Source organism: Nonomuraea angiospora (assembly GCF_014873145.1).
Lineage (GTDB): Bacteria > Actinomycetota > Actinomycetes > Streptosporangiales > Streptosporangiaceae > Nonomuraea > Nonomuraea angiospora.
The window spans coordinates 12,829,099-12,844,741 of record NZ_JADBEK010000001.1; the positions used below are offsets into that span (position 1 = coordinate 12,829,099).

General features: G+C 73.2%; 13 protein-coding genes. 6 read left to right on the top strand and 7 right to left on the bottom strand.

Annotated features, from left to right (window positions below; genetic code table 11):
• The first annotated feature begins 10 nt into the window (after positions 1–10).
• Entirely contained in the window at positions 11–3,940 is a 3,930-nt protein-coding gene (locus H4W80_RS58810) for a hypothetical protein (protein ID WP_192792968.1), read from the top strand.
• Positions 3,940–4,278: a hypothetical protein gene (locus tag H4W80_RS58815; RefSeq protein WP_192792969.1), complete on the top strand. Its 339-nt coding sequence runs from the start codon at positions 3,940–3,942 to the stop codon at positions 4,276–4,278. The genes H4W80_RS58810 and H4W80_RS58815 overlap by 1 nt, the downstream gene beginning before the upstream one ends.
• A 47-nt stretch (positions 4,279–4,325) precedes the next feature.
• Here H4W80_RS58815 and recD2 read toward each other — a convergent pair whose 3' ends face one another.
• From recD2 to H4W80_RS58830, 3 genes are read right to left on the bottom strand one after another with little or no spacing between them, the layout of a single operon-like run.
• Positions 4,326–6,458 (bottom strand): SF1B family DNA helicase RecD2, encoded by a 2,133-nt coding sequence (gene recD2, locus H4W80_RS58820; protein ID WP_318787578.1) that lies wholly within the window; start codon positions 6,456–6,458, stop codon positions 4,326–4,328.
• Between the two features lie 33 nt (positions 6,459–6,491).
• Positions 6,492–7,757 carry an erythromycin esterase family protein gene (locus H4W80_RS58825; RefSeq protein WP_192792970.1) on the bottom strand — a complete coding sequence of 422 codons (1,266 nt, stop codon included), beginning with the start codon at positions 7,755–7,757 and terminating at the stop codon, positions 6,492–6,494.
• Positions 7,754–8,899 carry an acetate/propionate family kinase gene (locus tag H4W80_RS58830; protein WP_192792971.1) on the bottom strand — a complete coding sequence of 382 codons (1,146 nt, stop codon included), beginning with the start codon at positions 8,897–8,899 and terminating at the stop codon, positions 7,754–7,756. The genes H4W80_RS58825 and H4W80_RS58830 overlap by 4 nt, the downstream gene beginning before the upstream one ends.
• Positions 8,900–9,005: 106 nt before the next feature.
• On the opposite strand from H4W80_RS58830, the gene H4W80_RS58835 reads away from it, so the two are divergent.
• The 4 genes from H4W80_RS58835 to H4W80_RS58850 are packed head-to-tail and all read left to right on the top strand — an operon-like array spanning position 9,006 to position 13,038.
• Positions 9,006–9,494, top strand: coding sequence for a (2Fe-2S)-binding protein (locus H4W80_RS58835; RefSeq protein ID WP_192792972.1), 489 nt, complete (start codon positions 9,006–9,008; stop codon positions 9,492–9,494).
• The gene (locus tag H4W80_RS58840) at positions 9,491–10,459 is read left to right on the top strand and encodes an FAD binding domain-containing protein (RefSeq protein WP_192792973.1); all 969 of its coding nucleotides are present in this window, start codon (positions 9,491–9,493) and stop codon (positions 10,457–10,459) included. Before H4W80_RS58835 ends, H4W80_RS58840 begins: the two co-directional genes overlap by 4 nt.
• Positions 10,456–12,486: a xanthine dehydrogenase family protein molybdopterin-binding subunit gene (locus tag H4W80_RS58845; protein WP_192792974.1), complete on the top strand. Its 2,031-nt coding sequence runs from the start codon at positions 10,456–10,458 to the stop codon at positions 12,484–12,486. Before H4W80_RS58840 ends, H4W80_RS58845 begins: the two co-directional genes overlap by 4 nt.
• A 51-nt stretch (positions 12,487–12,537) precedes the next feature.
• Entirely contained in the window at positions 12,538–13,038 is a 501-nt protein-coding gene (locus H4W80_RS58850) for a DUF6328 family protein (RefSeq protein ID WP_192792975.1), read from the top strand.
• Here H4W80_RS58850 and H4W80_RS58855 read toward each other — a convergent pair.
• Genes H4W80_RS58855 through H4W80_RS58870 form a run of 4 tightly spaced genes read right to left on the bottom strand, consistent with a single transcriptional unit; the run spans position 12,987 to position 15,620 of the window.
• Positions 12,987–13,316, bottom strand: a complete 330-nt coding sequence (locus H4W80_RS58855; protein ID WP_192792976.1) for a cation:proton antiporter — start codon at positions 13,314–13,316, stop codon at positions 12,987–12,989. The genes H4W80_RS58850 and H4W80_RS58855 overlap by 52 nt on opposite strands.
• A complete protein-coding gene (locus tag H4W80_RS58860) occupies positions 13,313–13,573 on the bottom strand; it encodes an MrpF/PhaF family protein (RefSeq protein WP_192792977.1) in 261 nt (86 codons plus the stop codon). The genes H4W80_RS58855 and H4W80_RS58860 overlap by 4 nt, the downstream gene beginning before the upstream one ends.
• On the bottom strand, positions 13,570–14,073 hold the full coding sequence (locus H4W80_RS58865; RefSeq protein ID WP_192792978.1) for a Na+/H+ antiporter subunit E: 504 nt from the start codon (positions 14,071–14,073) through the stop codon (positions 13,570–13,572). The genes H4W80_RS58860 and H4W80_RS58865 overlap by 4 nt, the downstream gene beginning before the upstream one ends.
• The gene (locus H4W80_RS58870) at positions 14,070–15,620 is read right to left on the bottom strand and encodes a Na+/H+ antiporter subunit D (RefSeq protein ID WP_318787579.1); all 1,551 of its coding nucleotides are present in this window, start codon (positions 15,618–15,620) and stop codon (positions 14,070–14,072) included. Before H4W80_RS58870 ends, H4W80_RS58865 begins: the two co-directional genes overlap by 4 nt.
• Positions 15,621–15,643 lie beyond the last annotated feature (23 nt).

Sequence of the window (15,643 nt, forward strand, 5' to 3'; positions counted from 1 at the left end):
AAAGCTGACCATGCTCACCACCACATCACGGCGCCCTTTATCGGGTTGGCTGCGCGCCGCCGCCGCGACCCTCGCCTCCATCGCCGTCCTGTCCTCGCAGGTGGTGCCCCTGCCCGGCGTCCGCCCGGCGGCCGCCTTCGCCGCCGCCGAGGACGACCTCGCGCACGCCGCGTCGGTCCGCGCGGCCCAGTGCCTGCTCACCACCGCGCAACGCAGGGGCGGCCAGGAGCTGAAGGCCGTCGCCCGCGCCGGGCTGGGCGGCACCGACGACGTGCTGCTGCGCAACGCCGCCGACGAGTACTGGTCCGACCCGCCGACCCCGCTGCACACCGCCTTCGACCAGGACGAGGAGCGGACCGGGGCCAAGCTGGACGAGCTCAACGACCGGCACTACGTCTGGGAGGACTCGCTCGCCGTCCCGCCCCCGAAGGGGTACACGGACGCCGCGTTCCAGACGATCGAGGCGAAGGACAACCCGTTCAGCAAGGCGGGTCTGCTCAGCTGGATCTCCAACCAGTACTGGCAGACAGAGGACGACTTCTACGCCGACCAGACCCCGCGGGCCGCCAAGGAGTCCGTGGACGCGGTCAACAAGATCGCCGAGGAGCGTTACCCCGCCGGCGGCGACGACGAGGAGGGGCGGCAGGCGTGGAAGGACCTGACCGCCGACCACCCCATGTACGCCGACGACGCCCGGGCGTTCCTGGAGCGCGGCGGCTTCCCGACCGCCGCGCCCGATCCGGACAGCATGGAGTTCCGGGTCGACGTCGAGAACCTCAAGGCCCGCTACGCCTCCTGCACCACCGCCAACCCGCCGGACCCGCACGGGGTGCTGGGCGCCGAGTTCGCCACGGCGTCGGCGGAGTGGCGGCAGGAGGTCGACGGCCAGCGCGCCCAGCGTGACTCCATTTTGAAGGAGGAGGCCGAGGCCGCCGCCGACCTCCAGGTCGCCTCCCAGGCCCTGGGCGAGGCGCTGGGCCAGTCGATCATCGCCAGCCGGCTGACCGAATGGCAGGCGTACTGGCTCAAGCAGTCGCCGGACGACCTGTCCTACCCGAGCGCGGCGCAGTTCGCCAAGGTCAAGAACGACATCGTCAAGGCCCAGGCCATGGCGCTGGGCCGGGTGTTCGTCGCCTCGCGGGCCGCGCAGTCGGCCCAGCGGCACGCCGCCGCGGCGGTGACCGCCCAGCAGGCCGCCTACGCCCTGGCCGACGCGGCCGGGCTGCCACGGGGGCGCGGCCTGCTCTACGGACAGCAGGCCGTCCAGGTGGCCCGCGCCTCGGCGGCCGCCACGCAGGCCGTCTCCAAGGCGACCGAGACGGCGGGCAACGCCACCCGTGCCTCGGCCGCCGACAGCAAGACGCTGATGGCGCTGGCCGAGACGCAGGCGCACGCCTCGCGGGCGGAGTTCCGGCGGATGGCCGCCGAGGAGGCCGCCGCGCAGGCCAAGGCCGCCGCCGAGGGCGCCGCCACGCAAGCGGCCCTCGCGGCCGAGAACGCGACCAAGGCCAAGAACGCCCAGGCCAGGGCCGAGGCTGCCGAGCAGACGGCGAAGGCGGCGGCCGACGACGCCCGCGCCAAGCGGGAGATCGCCGAGGCCGAGCGCGACAACGCGGAGCGGCAGAAGAACATCGCCGCCGAGCAGCGCGCCAACGCCGCCGCCGCGGAACAGCGGGCCCAGTCCGAACGGCAGACGGCCGCCGACGCGCTGAGCGCCGCCCAGGGAGCCGGCAACACGGCAGCCGAGAAGAAGGAGGTGGCGCTGGAGGCCGAGCGCAAGGCGGCCGCGGCCCGTACCACCGCCCTGGAGGCCGAGAGCACCCGGGACACCCTGCAGGCCAAGGCCTCCGCCCGCGAGGCGTACGCCGCGGCCGCCGAGGGCACCGACGCCGCCGAGGGGGCCAGGACCGCCGCCACCCAGGCGCGTTCCGCGGCCGACCGGGCGACCACCGCCGCGACCAACGCCCGCGCCGCCGCCGACCAGGCCACCGCGGCCGCGGCCGCCGCCCGCGAGGCGGCCACGCGGGCCGAGGCCTCCGCGGTCCGCGCCAGATCCGCCTCCGACGCGGCCCAGCGCGACGTGGCGATCACCAACGCGCAGGTCACGAAGGCCCACGCCGCGGCGGCCGACGCCATCCAGGCGTCGTGGGACGCCTCCATCAACGTCCGCGACGCCGAGGAGTACGCGAAGACCGCCGTGGCCAACGCGGTCAGAGCCAGGGCCGACGCCATCGCCGCGCGCAAGGAGGCCGACGCCGCGCACGTCAGCGCGGTCAAGACCGCCGGGTTCGCCTACGCCACCGCCCAGGCGGCGCTGGCCGCCCGCGACTCCTCCGTCCAGGTCATCAAACCGGCCAACGACGCCATCGAGCTCGGCTCCCCCTACAAGGAGACCGACGCCTCGGCGGGCCTGGCCGTGCTGACCGCCCAGGCGTCCAAGACGCTGGCCGCCCAGCAGGCCGCCGTCGCCCAGGCCAAGGCCACCCAGGCGAAGAAGGCCGCCGCCGAGGCCGCGGCGCTGGCGGCCCAGGCTGATGCCGACGCCAAGGCGGCCGCCACCGCGGCGGCCGACGCGGCCGAATCCGCGGCCCAGGCCGTGGTCTCCCTTGCCCAGGCGCGGGCCTCGGCGGCCGAGGCGGCAGCGGCGGCCAAGGCGGCGGTGAAGGCCGAGGCCAACACCGTCGAGTACGACCGCCGCGCCACCGCCGACGCCGCGGCCGCCGACAAGGCCGCCACCGCCGCCGAAGGCTACGCCGGCGACGCCCGCGACTCGGCCGACGAGGCCGAACGGGACGCCGCCTCGGCCCGCGACGCCGCCAGCGCCGCGGAACGGGACGCCGCCACCGCCCGCGACGTCGCCTCCAAGGCGGAAGCCGACGCGAGCGCCGCGGAGGAAGCCGCCAAGAACGCGCGGCAGAGCGCCGAGGAGGCGCAGGCCGCGGCGATCAGGGCCGAGGCGCAGGCACACCAGCAGACCAAGGACAGCCAGCGCATCGCCACCTGGGACGGCGGCTTCGCGCTGACGGAGGTGGCGACCGACCTGACCGTGGACTCCTGGAGCGGGTCGTGCACCACCGGCTGGGGCGGCGACGGGACCTGCGACATCGACATCCCGCTGCACATCCACGGGACGGTGTACTACAACCTCGCGACGTGCCAGATGACGAGCGCGACCGAAGCGGAGTGCACCCGCTACAACCTGCTCGCCAAGGACGTCGACTTCATCGAGCACCGCACGCTGCACATGGACGTGCGGAAGGTGATCCAGGAGTCGTTCAACAACCTGGTGCACGCCGTGCTCGGCGACTTCATCGACTGCGCCAACTTCAAGGCCTCGGGCTGCGCCTGGGTGGCCGGCGAGATCCTGGGCCCGGTGGTCATCGGCAGGATCGCGAAGAGCGTGTTCGCCTTCCGCAACTCCATGCGCACGGGAGTCGGCGCCGAGGAGGCCGTGGCGGGCCTGGAGGCCGAGGCCGGCCTCGACCAGGCGACCGTGCTCGGGCTCGAAGCCCAGGCGGTGCGCGAGCTCGAGGCGCTCGAGGGCGCCAAGGTCTCGCTCGGCAGTCTCAGGGCCGAGTTCGTGGAGTTGGTACGCCGCAGGGCGCTAGGTTGGGACGCGGCGCAGAAGGGATTCAGGAAAGCCGAGATGGAAACCGCACTCCGCATCGAGTCCGAGCGCGGGGTGCGGCTCACCCGGTCCAACGGCACCAGCGAGGACTGGTTCGACCAGTACGGGCGGTCCTACGACGCGGTGGGCAGCGGTCTCAGCGCGGAGTTCTTCGAGCGGAGCTGGCCGGGCCTGCAGAGCCAGATCCAGTCGCATCTGGGGAAGGCGCAGTTCGTGCCGGTCGACGTCTCTCTGCTCTCGCCCGCCCAGATCGCGACGGTGAGGGCGTTCATCGAACCGCTGGGACGCAACGTCTTCATCGTGGGTGGCTGATGGCGAACGACATCTTCGTCTCCGACGAGTACGCGTGGACCGCGTCGTTCGGGGTGTTCGAGTGGGTGGTCGGATTCCTGCTGGAAGCCGTCGAGGACGCGGCCACCAGAGAACACCTGGAGCTGGTCCTCAGCGCCGGTCTCGGAGCCGTCGACCTGCGAAGGCTGCCGGAGGCCGGGCGCGCGCAGATCATGCGAGCCCTGCGCGGGCCACTGGTCCCGGCGGCCGAGTCGAGCCTCGCGCTCACCCAGCCCGAAGGTGCCCGGCGTTTCACCATCGGCCACGTAAAAGTCCTGGCCCTCATGGCCGAGGACGTGGCCGGAAAGGGAGCCATCTGAGCTGAGCCCGGCGGCCGTCCCCGTCCCGGACGAGGACGGCCGCCGGGCTAGCCTTCCAGGGCGAGGGTCAGGCGGCGGGCCAGGCCGGTGTTGCGCCGGTGGCCGATCCGGTGGACGGCCAGCTCCAGCGCCTCCCGCTGGCCCACCAGCACCACCCACGCCTTCGCCCTGGTCACCAGCGTGTAGAGGAGCTTGCGGCGCAGCATGATCCCGCCCGACTCGGCCACGATGGGCGCCACCACGAACGGGTATTCGCTGCCCTGCGAGCGGTGCACGCTGATCGCGTAGGCGTGGGTCAGGTCGTCGAGCTCGTCGAAGCCGTAGCGCACCCGCTCACCGTCGTCGGTCAGGATCTCGATCGTGCGCTCCTCCTGCACGACCGCCGTCACCGTGGCGGTCTCCCCGTTGAAGACGCCCTTGTCGTAGTTGTTGCGGATCGGCATGACCCGGTCGCCCACCCGGAACACCGACGCGCCCGACCAGTGCTCCGGCTTGTCGTCGGCGGCCGGGTTGAGCTGGTCCTGGATCAGGCGGCCGAGCGCCGTGGCGCCCGTCTCGCCCTTGCGCATCGGGCACAGCACCTGCACCTGGTCGGGCTCGACGTTCTGCTTGCGCGGGATCGCCACCATCGCCAGGTGGGCCACCCGCCGCGCCACCTGGGCGGGGTCGTCGAGCTCCTCGAACCAGAACCCGCCGCCGGCCGTCCTGACCGGGAGCCGGCCGGCGCGGATGCGGTGGGCGGCGTCGATGATGCCGCTGCCGCCCGCCTGCCGGAAGACGTGGGTGAGCTGCACCCGCGGGACCGCCTCCACGCGCAGCAGGTCGGCGAGCACGTCGCCGGGCCCGATGCTGGGCAGTTGGTCGCCGTCGCCGATGAGCAGCAGATGGCTCCCGGACGGCACGGCTGCCGTCAGCCGGGTGGCCAGGTGGAGGTCGAGCATGGACGCCTCGTCCACCACGATCAGGTCGGCCTGCGACGGCGTCTCGTCGAACAGCGTCTCCGGGTCGGGATCGGGCTGGCGGGCGAGCATGCGGTGGATGGTCATCGCCGGCAGCCCGGTCAGCTCCGACAGGCGCTTGGCCGCCTTGCCCGTGGGCGCGGTGAGCGTGACCGTGCCGCCCGCCGCCCTGACCGTGGTGGCGATGGCCTTGACCGTGTGGCTCTTGCCGCACCCGGGGCCGCCCGTGATGATGGAGACGGTGCTGGTCAGGGCCATGTTGACGGCGGCCTGCTGGTCCTCGTGGAGCCCGGGGTCGTCGGGGAAGGAGCGCAGGGGGAGCGTCGAGCGGGCCCGCATGAGCCGGGCGATCTGCTCGGTCAGCGCCGCCTCCCTGCCGTGCACGTGCTTGGCGTACGCCACCGCCTGACCCGGCTGGCCGGGCGCGGCCTCCACGACCACCCGGCGGTCGGCCACGAGCGCGTCGATCGCCGGGCGCACCAGCTCCTGGTCCTGCTCGATGAGCTCCGCCGTCTCCCGCACCAGCGCGGGCACCGGCACGAAGCAGTGCCCGTCGCGGCTGCCCGCCGCCTCCAGCCGGTCGAGCAGCGCCGCCTTGACCCGCTGCGGGCTGCGCTCGGGCACCCCCGACTGCAGCGCGATCTTGTCGGCGATGCGGAACGCGATCCCCCGCACCCGCCCGATCAGCCGGTAGGGGTCCGTGGCCAGCACCTCGTCGGCGTCCTGCCCGAACACCTGGTAGATCTTGGCCGCCAGCAGCGGGCTGACCCCGAGCCCCTGCAGCGTCACCATCAGCGCGGCGATCGCCTTCTGCTCCTGCCACGCCTGGACGATCTGCCCCTGCCGCAGCGGCCCGATGTTGACGACCTCGGTGAGCCGCTCGGGCTCGCTGTCGATCACCTTGAGCGTGGCCTCGCCGAAGTGGTCGACGATCGCGTACGCCAGCCGCGGCCCGATGCCCCTGATCAGCCCCGACCCCAGGTAGATCCGGATGGCCCGGACCGACGAGGGCACGATGCGCTCGCACCCGCTGACCGCGAAGCGCCGCCCGTAGCGGGGATGGCGGCCCCACTCGCCGAAGATCCGCAGCGTCTCGCCGGGCTGCACCCCCGCCAGCGCCCGCCCGGTGGCCACGAAGTCGGGCTCGCCGTCGGCGCTCATGCGCGCGACGGTGTATTCGTCCTCCCGGACGTAGACGAGCTGCTCGACCGACGCCTCCACACCGCAGATCCAACCACCTGGCACCGACAAAGGTCACATGGCGGTCGGGTATGTCTCCGGTTCCGCGTCGCCCCACGGCTCGCCGTGCAGCGGGTGCAGCGCCCTGGTCTCGTCCAGCCAGATGAACGCGTCGTAGCGGCCGCCCACCACCGTGGGCACGTAGTTACCCCTGAGCTCCCGCTCGGGGTGGTACACGACGCCGACCGCCCGGTGCCCCATCGGCTCGTCGTACCAGGAGGGCCTGGTCCACTTGGGCGGGACCACGAACAGGACCTCGGGCTCGACGACGGCCTCGTGCAGCAGCGCCTCCAGCGACGCGGGCCGCGCCGGCGGCACCCGCATGACGTGGTGCTGCGAGCCCCAGGCGGTCGCGGCCACCACGGACCCGCGATGGGTGCCGAACCCCACCAGCACCGCGTCGTCTCCGTAGCGCTCCCGGGCCAGCTGCCCGAGGCTGGTCATGCCGGCGGCGGCCATGTCGGTGGCGCGGGCGTCGCCCACGTGGGTGTTGTGCGCCCACACCACGCCCTTGGCGTTGGAGAAGTCCGCGAGCCGGGCCATGGTGTCGGCCATGTGGACGTCCCGGACGTTCCAGGACTCGGGGCCGCCGCGCATCATGGAGCGGTAGTAGCGTTCGGCCCCGGCCACGACCTCGGCGTTCTGGCGCGCGCTGAAGCCCTGCTCGTCGCCGGGCGCGGCGCGGACCACGGCCTGGAGCAGCTGCACGACCTCGTCCTCGCAGCCCTCCGGGACCAGCCGGGTGGCCAGGCCGTACTGCTGCGGGTCGTGGCCGTAGGACTCGAAGCAGTACAACGCGTCGATGACCGGCTCCATCTCGTGCGGCAGCCGGGCGGCGGCGTAGCGGCGCACGGCGCGCAGCGAGTCCCACAGGCTGTAGACGTCCAGGCCGTGGAAGCCGCAGCGCTCCTCGCGCGGCAGCCCGGCGTTGTGGCGCCGCAGCCACCGGCAGAACTGCACGACCTCCTCGTTGGCCCACATGAACGTCGGCCAGCGCTCGAACGTGTAGAGAGCCTCGAAGGGATCGGTGTCGCCGGTCACGGCCCGATGCACCCGTTCGCAGTCGGGCCAGTCGCCCTCGACCCCGACGAAACCGAATCCCTTCTCGGCGATCAAGCGGCGGGTCAGCTCCGCCCGCCAGGTGTAGAAGTCGTGCGTCCCGTGGGTGGCCTCGCCGATCAGCACGAACCGTGCCTCGCCGACGCGCTCCATCAGCGGGTCGAGGTCCCCCGGGCCGGTCAGCGGCAGCGCCGAGCGGCGTACCTCGTCGAGAACCGTCATTCGTCCTCCTCCGCGAGCACGCGCAGGCATTCGCGGGCCAGCTGGAGCTCCTCGCGCACCTGCACCACCATGACGGGCACGGCCGCGTCGTACGCGCTGACCGGCCCGTCGTCGTGGCGGTTGCCGAGCACGGGAGGCTCGATGCCGAGCAGCCCGAGGCGGGCGCAGACGGCCTCGCGCACCTCGGGCTGGTCCCAGCCGATCTCCCCGGTGAACACCAGCGCGTCGATCCGCCGCAGCGAGGTGGCCGCGGCGGCGATCTCCCTGGCCACCCGGTGGCTGAACACCTCCAGCGCCAGCTCCGCCGCCGAGTCGCCCTCCCGCGCGGCCGCCACCAGCTCGCGCGTGTCCCCCGAGAAGCCGCCCGACAGCCCCAGCAGGCCGGAGCGGCGCTCCAGCCCCTCGCTCAGCTCCGCCACCGAAAGACGGCCCGACCCCAGCAGCCACATCAGCATCCCGGGATCCACGCTGCCCGAGCGCCTGGACATGGGCAGCCCCTCCAGCGGGGTGAAGCCCATCGAGGTGTCCAGGCTGCGCCCGCCCGACACCGCGCACACCGAGCAGCCGCCGCCCAGGTGCGTCAGCACGAGGTCCAGCTCCGCGAGCGGCCGGCCGAGCAGCTCGGCCACCCGGTCGGCCGCCCACGCGTACGACAGGCCGTGGAAGCCGTAGCGGCGCAGCCCGTACCGCTCCCGCCAGGACAGCGGCAGCGCGTAGACCGCGGCCTCCTCCGGCAGGCCCGCGTGGAAGGCGGTGTCCGGGCAGAGCACGTGCGGCAGGGCGGGCAGCTCCGCGCGGGCCGCGTCCAGCAGGGCCAGCGCCGGCGGCAGGTGCAGCGGCGCCAGGCTCGTCAGGCCGCGCAGCCCGTCGGCCGTCTCGTCGTCGGCCACGGCCGGGGCGCGGACGAGATCGCCGCCGTGCACGAGGCGGTGCGCCACGGCGCGGATGTCGCGCCCGAAGTGCCCGCCGAGGAACGACGACAGCTCCCGCCTGGCCGAGCCGGGATCGACCGCGCGCTCGGTGCGCACGCGGTCCAGCACGCAACCGCCCTCCACCAGGTCCAGGCGGAAGCTCGACGACCCCGCGTTGACGGTGAGTATCGCCGCCGACTCCGTCACCTGCTCGTCGATCGACACCCCCATGTCCGCTCGGCTACCCCTCAGCTCAGCTACAAAACGGACACCACTCGCTGGACCGCGCTTTACCCCCTCCGAGGTTGGCTCCTGGGAGGTCGGGTAGGCGTGCGCCATGGACATCACCCTGAAGGTGAACGGATCGTCACACTCTGTGCCGGTGGACCCCCGGATGTCGCTGCTCGACCTGCTCCGAGAACGGCTGGGCCTGATCGGCGCCAAGAAGGGCTGCGACCACGGCCAGTGCGGGGCCTGCACGGTCCTGATCGACGGGCGGCGGGCCAACTCCTGCCTGGCGCTGGCGGTGGCGACGGACGGCTCGGAGATCGTCACCGTCGAGGGGCTGATGGACGGTGACGAGCTGCATCCGCTGCAGGCCGCGTTCATCGAGCACGACGCCTTCCAGTGCGGCTACTGCACGCCGGGGCAGCTCTGCTCGGCGATGGGGATGCTGGGCGAGCCGGGCCCGAGCGCGATCACCGGCGATCTCCGCGAGGATCCCGGCCTGACGCCCGAGGAGATCAGGGAGCGCATGAGCGGCAACCTGTGCCGGTGCGGCGCCTATGTCAACATCGTCAGCGCCATCGCCGAGGTCGCGCCGTGAAACTCTTCGAATACACCCGGGCGGGCAGCGCGGCGGACGCGGTGCGCAGCTTCGGGCCGGGGACCATGTACCTGGGCGGCGGCACCAACCTGGTGGACCTCATGCGGCTGGGCGTGGCCGAGCCGGACCGCCTGGTGGACGTCGGCAAGCTGCCGCTCGACGCCATCGAGGAGGCCGGGGGCCGGCTCCGCGTCGGCGCCGCCGTGCGCAACAGCGATCTCGCGGCCCACCCCCTGGTGCGCTCCCGCTACCCGATGCTGGCCCGGGCGGTGCTGTCCGGCGCCTCCGGCCAGGTGCGCAACATGGCCACGACGGCCGGCAACCTGCTGCAGCGCACCCGCTGCCCGTACTTCCAGGACGTGACCCGGCCGTGCAACAAGCGCCAGCCCGGCTCCGGCTGCCCGGCCATCGAGGGCGACCACACGAACCTGGCGATCCTCGGCACCTCGCACGCCTGCGTGGCCACGCATCCGTCGGACCTGGCGGTCGCGCTGGCCGCGCTGGAGGCCGAGGTGCACGTCACCGGCCCGGGCGGTGACAAGATCGTGCCGATGCCGGGGCTGCACCGGCTGCCGGGCGACGCCCCCGAGCGGGACACCGTGCTGGAGGAGGGCGACCTGATCACCGCCGTGGAGCTGCCCGCGCCTCCGCCGGGCGCCTCGCTCTACCGCAAAGTACGCGAGCGGGCGTCGTTCGCCTTCGCCCTCGTGTCCATCGCCGCCGTGCTCGACGTCCGCGACGGCACCGTCGCCGGCTGCCGCATCGCGCTCGGCGGCGTGGCCCACGCGCCCTGGCGGGCCGAGCACGCCGAGCAGGTGCTCGTCGGCGGCCCGGCGACCGGCGAGGCGTTCCGCACCGCCGCCGAGGCCGAGCTGGAACGGGCCCGTCCGCTCCCGCGCAACGACTTCAAGGTGCCGCTGGCCCGCAATCTGATCGTCCGCACGCTTGAGGAGCTGGCGCCGTGAACCGCGTCGAAGGCCGCGTCAAGGTCGCCGGGCTGGCCACGTACGCCGCCGAATACCCGGTCGAGGGCGTCACCTACGCCTATCCCGTGCAGTCGCGCATCGCCAAGGGCCGCATCAGGCGCATCGACGCCCGCGACGCGCTCGCCATGCCCGGCGTGCTGGCCGTGCTGTCCAGCGAGGACCCGCCCCGGCTGGGCCCGGGCGCCGAGGGCGAGCTGGCGCTGTTCCAGAGCCGGGAGGTCGCCTACCGCGGCCAGTTCGTGGCCGCCGCCGTGGCCGACACCTACGAGAACGCCCGCGCCGCCGCCGACGCGATCGTCGTCGAGTACGAGCAGGACCTCCACGACGTGGCCCTGCGCGCCGACCACCCCAACCTCTACCGGCCGGAGAAAGTCAACCCCGGCTTCCCGTCCGACACCGTGAAGGGCGACGTCGAAGCCGGGCTCAACGCGGCCGAGACCGTCGTCGACGTGACCTACACGACCCCCGTCCTGCACAACAACCCGATGGAGCCGCACGCCGCCCTCGCGCTGTGGGACGACGAGGGCAGGCTGCTGGTGTACGACACCACGCAGGGCACGTCCTCGAGCCGCGACCTCATCGCCCAGACCCTCGGCCTGTCCGGTGAGCAGGTGCGGGTGGTGTCCCGGCACGTCGGCGGCGGCTTCGGCTCGAAAGGCACCTCCCGGCCGCAGGCCGTGCTGGCCGCCCTGGCCGCCAGGGCCGTCGGCCGGCCCGTCAAGATCGTGCTGACCCGGCAGCAGATGTTCGACGTCACCGGCTACCGCACGCCCACGATCCAGCGGCTGCGGCTGGGCGCGGACGCCGACGGCCGGCTCACGGCGCTGGAGCACGTGGCCTACGAGCAGAGCTCGACGCTGGTGGAGTTCGCCGAGCAGACCGCGACCCCGACCCGCGTCATGTACGCCACGCCCGCGCTGCGCACCGCGCACCGGCTCGTCCGGCTGGACGTCGCCACCCCGTCGTGGATGCGCGCCCCCGGCGAGTGCCCCGGCATGTACGCGCTGGAGTCCGCCATGGACGAGCTGGCCTGCGCCGCCGGCATCGACCCGATCGAGCTGCGCGTCCTCAACGAGCCGGAGACGGAGCCGGACAGCGGCCTGCCGTTCAGCTCCCGCAACCTGGTCGCCTGCCTGCGCGAGGGCGCCCGCCGCTTCGGCTGGGACCGGCGCGACCCCGAGCCGGGGCGCCACCGGGAGGGCGAGTGGCTGATCGGCACCGGCGTGGCCTCCTCCACCTACCCGGCCAAGCGCCGGCCGTCGAAGGCCGTCGTCACCATGCGGGAGGGCGACTTCCTCGTCCAGGTGGCTGCCGCCGACATCGGCACGGGCGCGCGTACCGCGCTGACCGGGATCGCGGCCGGCGCGCTGGGCGTCGCGCCCGACCGGGTACACGTCGAGCTGGGCGACAGCGACCTGCCGGACGCCCCGCTCGCGGGCGGCTCCATGGGCACGGCCTCGTGGGGCTCGGCGGTCGTACGCGCCTGCGAGCACCTCAAGGTCAACGGCTCGGTGGGCCGCGCCGACACCACCGAGGAGGTCGCGCGGGACGCGGAGCTGGCCAGGCACGCCTTCGGCGCCCAGTTCGCCGAGGTGCGGGTCAACTCCGTGACGGGCGAGGTACGCGTGTCGCGCCTGCTCGGCGTCTTCGCCGCGGGCCGCATCCTGGACGCCGCGCTGGCCAGGTCGCAGTTCATCGGGGGCATGACGATGGGCATGGGGATGGCGTTGATGGAGGAGACGTACACCGACGAGGAGTTCGGCGGCTTCCTGCGGCGCGACCTGGCCCAGTACCACGTGCCCGCCTGCGCCGACGCGGAGCGGATCGAGGCGGTCTGGCTGGAGGAGGAGGACGGCGACCTCAACCCCATGGGCAGCAAGGGCATCGGCGAGATCGGCATCGTCGGCACGGCCGCCGCCATCGGCAACGCCGTGCACCACGCCATCGGCCACCGCGTGCGCGATCTGCCCATCACCCCGCCCAAGATCCTGCGGACGATGTTTTAGCGCGCCCCGTCAAGGAAGGAGAAGTCTCTCGTTTGCAAGGCGGGAGGCGGCGTGAAGAACGAGTCGGATCAGGAGCGCGCGGACCGGAACTTCGTGGAGCTCTTACAGGGCGCGCGCGTGGCGGTGACCGGGGTGCAGGTGCTGTTCGCGTTCCTGCTCACCGTGCCTTTTTCGACCGGTTTCGGCAAGCTGGACCAGCCCGACCGGTGGCTGTTCTACCTGGCGCTGGTCAGCGCGGCGGTCGCGTCCATCTGCTACATCGCGCCGACCGCCCAGCACCGCGTGCTGTTCCGGCAGGGGCGTAAGGAGACCCTGGTACGGCGCTCCAACCTCTATGGCATCGTGGGCGCGCTCGCGCTGGCCGTGTCCATGGCGACGGCCACCATGCTGGTGATCGACTACCTGTTCGGCCCCGCGCTGGGCTGGACCACCGGCGGGATCCTGGCCGCGCTGGCCCTGTGGACCTGGTTCGGCCAGGCGGCGCTCAACCGCTCGGACGATCAGTCCTCCGAGGGGAGCTCGGTGTCGTCGTCCGCGCGCTCGCGCGAGTAGGCGCCCCGCGCCACCATGTACGCCGCGACCGACACGGTGATCACCTGCGAGATGCCGGCCAGCAGCAGCGGCCCGGCGTTGGCCCAGGTGGGCCGGTGCAGCCACATGGCCAGCAGCACCAGCAGCACGCCGAGCACCTGCGGTTTGGTGCCCGCGTGCATGCGGTCCAGCGTGGTGCGGAACCGGACGAGCCCCGCCCCGGCCGACAGCGCCAGCGCCGCGCCCAGCAGCAGGCAGGCCGCCGCCGCGATGTCGAGCCACACGTCGAGCCGGCTCATCGGGACCTCCCCGCGAAGAAGCGGGCCAGCGACACCGACCCGACGAAGCCCAGCAGCGACAGCACCAGCAGGATCGGCAGGTCCGAATAGTCGTCCCTGACCACGGCGAACGCCCCGACGCCGCACATGCACAGCGACGTCATCACATCGACCGCGACCGCCCGGTCCAGCATCGTGGGACCGCGCGCCACCCGGTAGAGCGTGGCCGCCGCCGCGCATCCGAGCAGCCCGAGCGTCACGAGGTAGACCACGGTCACGGCAGCTCCTCCCGGTCCCGCAGGGTGCCGAACGCCGCCACGATGCGCGACTCCAGCGCGGCCACGTCCGCCCGCACCGCCTCGGTGACGTCTCCCGGCCGCCCCAGCACGTGCAGGACCAGCTCGCGCTGCTCGGGGTAGGCCTCCACGACGAGGCTGCCGGGCACGGTCGAGATCGCGACCATGATCATCACGGTCATGGACTCCGAGGACGTGCGCAGCCGTACCCGGACGATCTGGGTGGGCGGCACGCCGGGCCGCACCACCCAGAGCACCACCCGCGCGGTCGAGATCACCAGGTCCAGGCCGAACCAGAGCAGGAAGTCCACCAGCGCCACCGGATGGATCCTGATGCCGGGATCGAGGACGGGCAGCGGCAGCAGCCACGTCACCACCAGCGCGACCGCCAGGCCGCCCACCGCGTTGCCCGCCGACAGCTCGCCCTGCAACGTCACCCACACCACCGCCAGCCAGGCGATCAGTGCCAGCCGCGGCTTCACGGCCGCCCCCCGAGCACGGCCGTGACGTACGGCTCGCGGGCCATCAGCTCGGCGGCGGCCCGGTGCGCGAACGCCGACAGCGGCCCGGCCAGCACCGTGAACGACAGCCCCATCGCGACCAGCGCCGCCACCGACGCCGTCAGCGCCGCCGGGACGGCCGTCGTCGTGACGGTCGGGTCCTCGCCGGTGTACTCCTCGCTCTCCACGACCGTGCCCGCCCGCACGGCCCGCGGGCCGCGCCAGAACGCCTTGCTCCACGTCTGGGCCACGGCGTAGAGGGTGAGCAGGCTCGTCACCAGCCCCCCGGCCACGAGGGCGACGGGCAGCGGGCGGCCGTCGGCCAGGCCCGCCTGCACCAGCATCAGCTTGCCGAGGAAGCCGGACATGGGCGGGATGCCCGACAGGTTCATGGCGGGCACGAAGAACAGCACGGCCAGCAGCGGCGCGGTCGTCATCAGGCCGCCGAGGCCGTTCACCGAGGTGGTGCCGGTGCGCCGCTCCACCAGCCCGGTCACCAGGAACAGGGTCGTCTGCACGGTGATGTGGTGCACCACGTAGAAGATCGCCCCGGCCAGCCCGGCCACCGAGGACAGGCCGACGCCGAACACCATGTAGCCGATGTGGCTGACCAGCGTGAACGAGAGCATGCGCTTGAGGTCGGTCTGCGCGACCGCGCCCAGCACGCCCGCCAGCATCGTGGCCAGCGCCACCCACATGAGCAGCGTCGACACCGGCCCGCCCGGGAACAGCAGCGCCTCCAGGCGGATGATCGAGTAGACGCCGACCTTGGTCAGCAGGCCGGCGAACACGGCCGTGGCCGGGGCGGGCGCGGTGGGATAGGAGTCCGGCAGCCAGGCCGACATGGGGAAGATCGCCGCCTTGATGCCGAACGCCAGCAGCAGCGTCAGCTCCACCAGCAGCGCCACCTGCACCGGCAACGTGGCGAACCGCTCGGCGAGCTGGGCCATCGACAGCGTCCCGGTGGCCGCGTACGTGACTCCCAGCGCGATCAGGAACAGCATCGACGAGGCCAGGGCCATCAGCGTGTACGTGGCGCCCGCCCGGATCCTGGACTCGGTGCCGCCGAAGGTGAGCAGCACGTACGAGCCGCTCAGCAGCAGCTCGAACGCCACGTACAGGTTGAACAGGTCACCCGACAGGAACGCGTCCGCCACGCCGGCCACCATGACCAGGAACGCCGGATGGAAGATCGCCATGGGGGCGTCGTGCTCCTGCGCGGAGTAGGCGTTGGCGACCGAGTACACCATGACGCAGAACGTCACCGCCGACGACACCAGCAGCACCAGCGTGGACAGGCGGTCGGCCACCAGGCAGATGCCGACGGGCGCAGGCCAGCCGCCCAGCTCGGTGACCAGCGGGCCGCGGGTGTCGGCGGCGACCAGCAGCAGCGCCGAGACGACGACCGAGACGGCGAGGGTGACCAGGCTGATGAGCGACTGCAGCCGGCGCAGCCGCCCCCCGATCGCCAGCTTCACGCCGGCGGCCAGGAGCGGCAGCAGCACGGGCACGCAGATCAGCCTCTCCACCGGGATCAGCCCTCGCCTTCCGG

Coding starts and splice junctions, on each gene's coding strand:
- H4W80_RS58855 (WP_192792976.1), bottom strand. CDS start 13,316: ATGAGCCGGCTCGACGTGTGGCTCGACATCGCGGCGGCGGCCTGCCTG.
- H4W80_RS58830 (WP_192792971.1), bottom strand. CDS start 8,899: ATGGGGGTGTCGATCGACGAGCAGGTGACGGAGTCGGCGGCGATACTC.
- H4W80_RS58825 (WP_192792970.1), bottom strand. CDS start 7,757: ATGACGGTTCTCGACGAGGTACGCCGCTCGGCGCTGCCGCTGACCGGC.
- H4W80_RS58835 (WP_192792972.1), top strand. CDS start 9,006: ATGGACATCACCCTGAAGGTGAACGGATCGTCACACTCTGTGCCGGTG.
- H4W80_RS58815 (WP_192792969.1), top strand. CDS start 3,940: ATGGCGAACGACATCTTCGTCTCCGACGAGTACGCGTGGACCGCGTCG.
- H4W80_RS58810 (WP_192792968.1), top strand. CDS start 11: ATGCTCACCACCACATCACGGCGCCCTTTATCGGGTTGGCTGCGCGCC.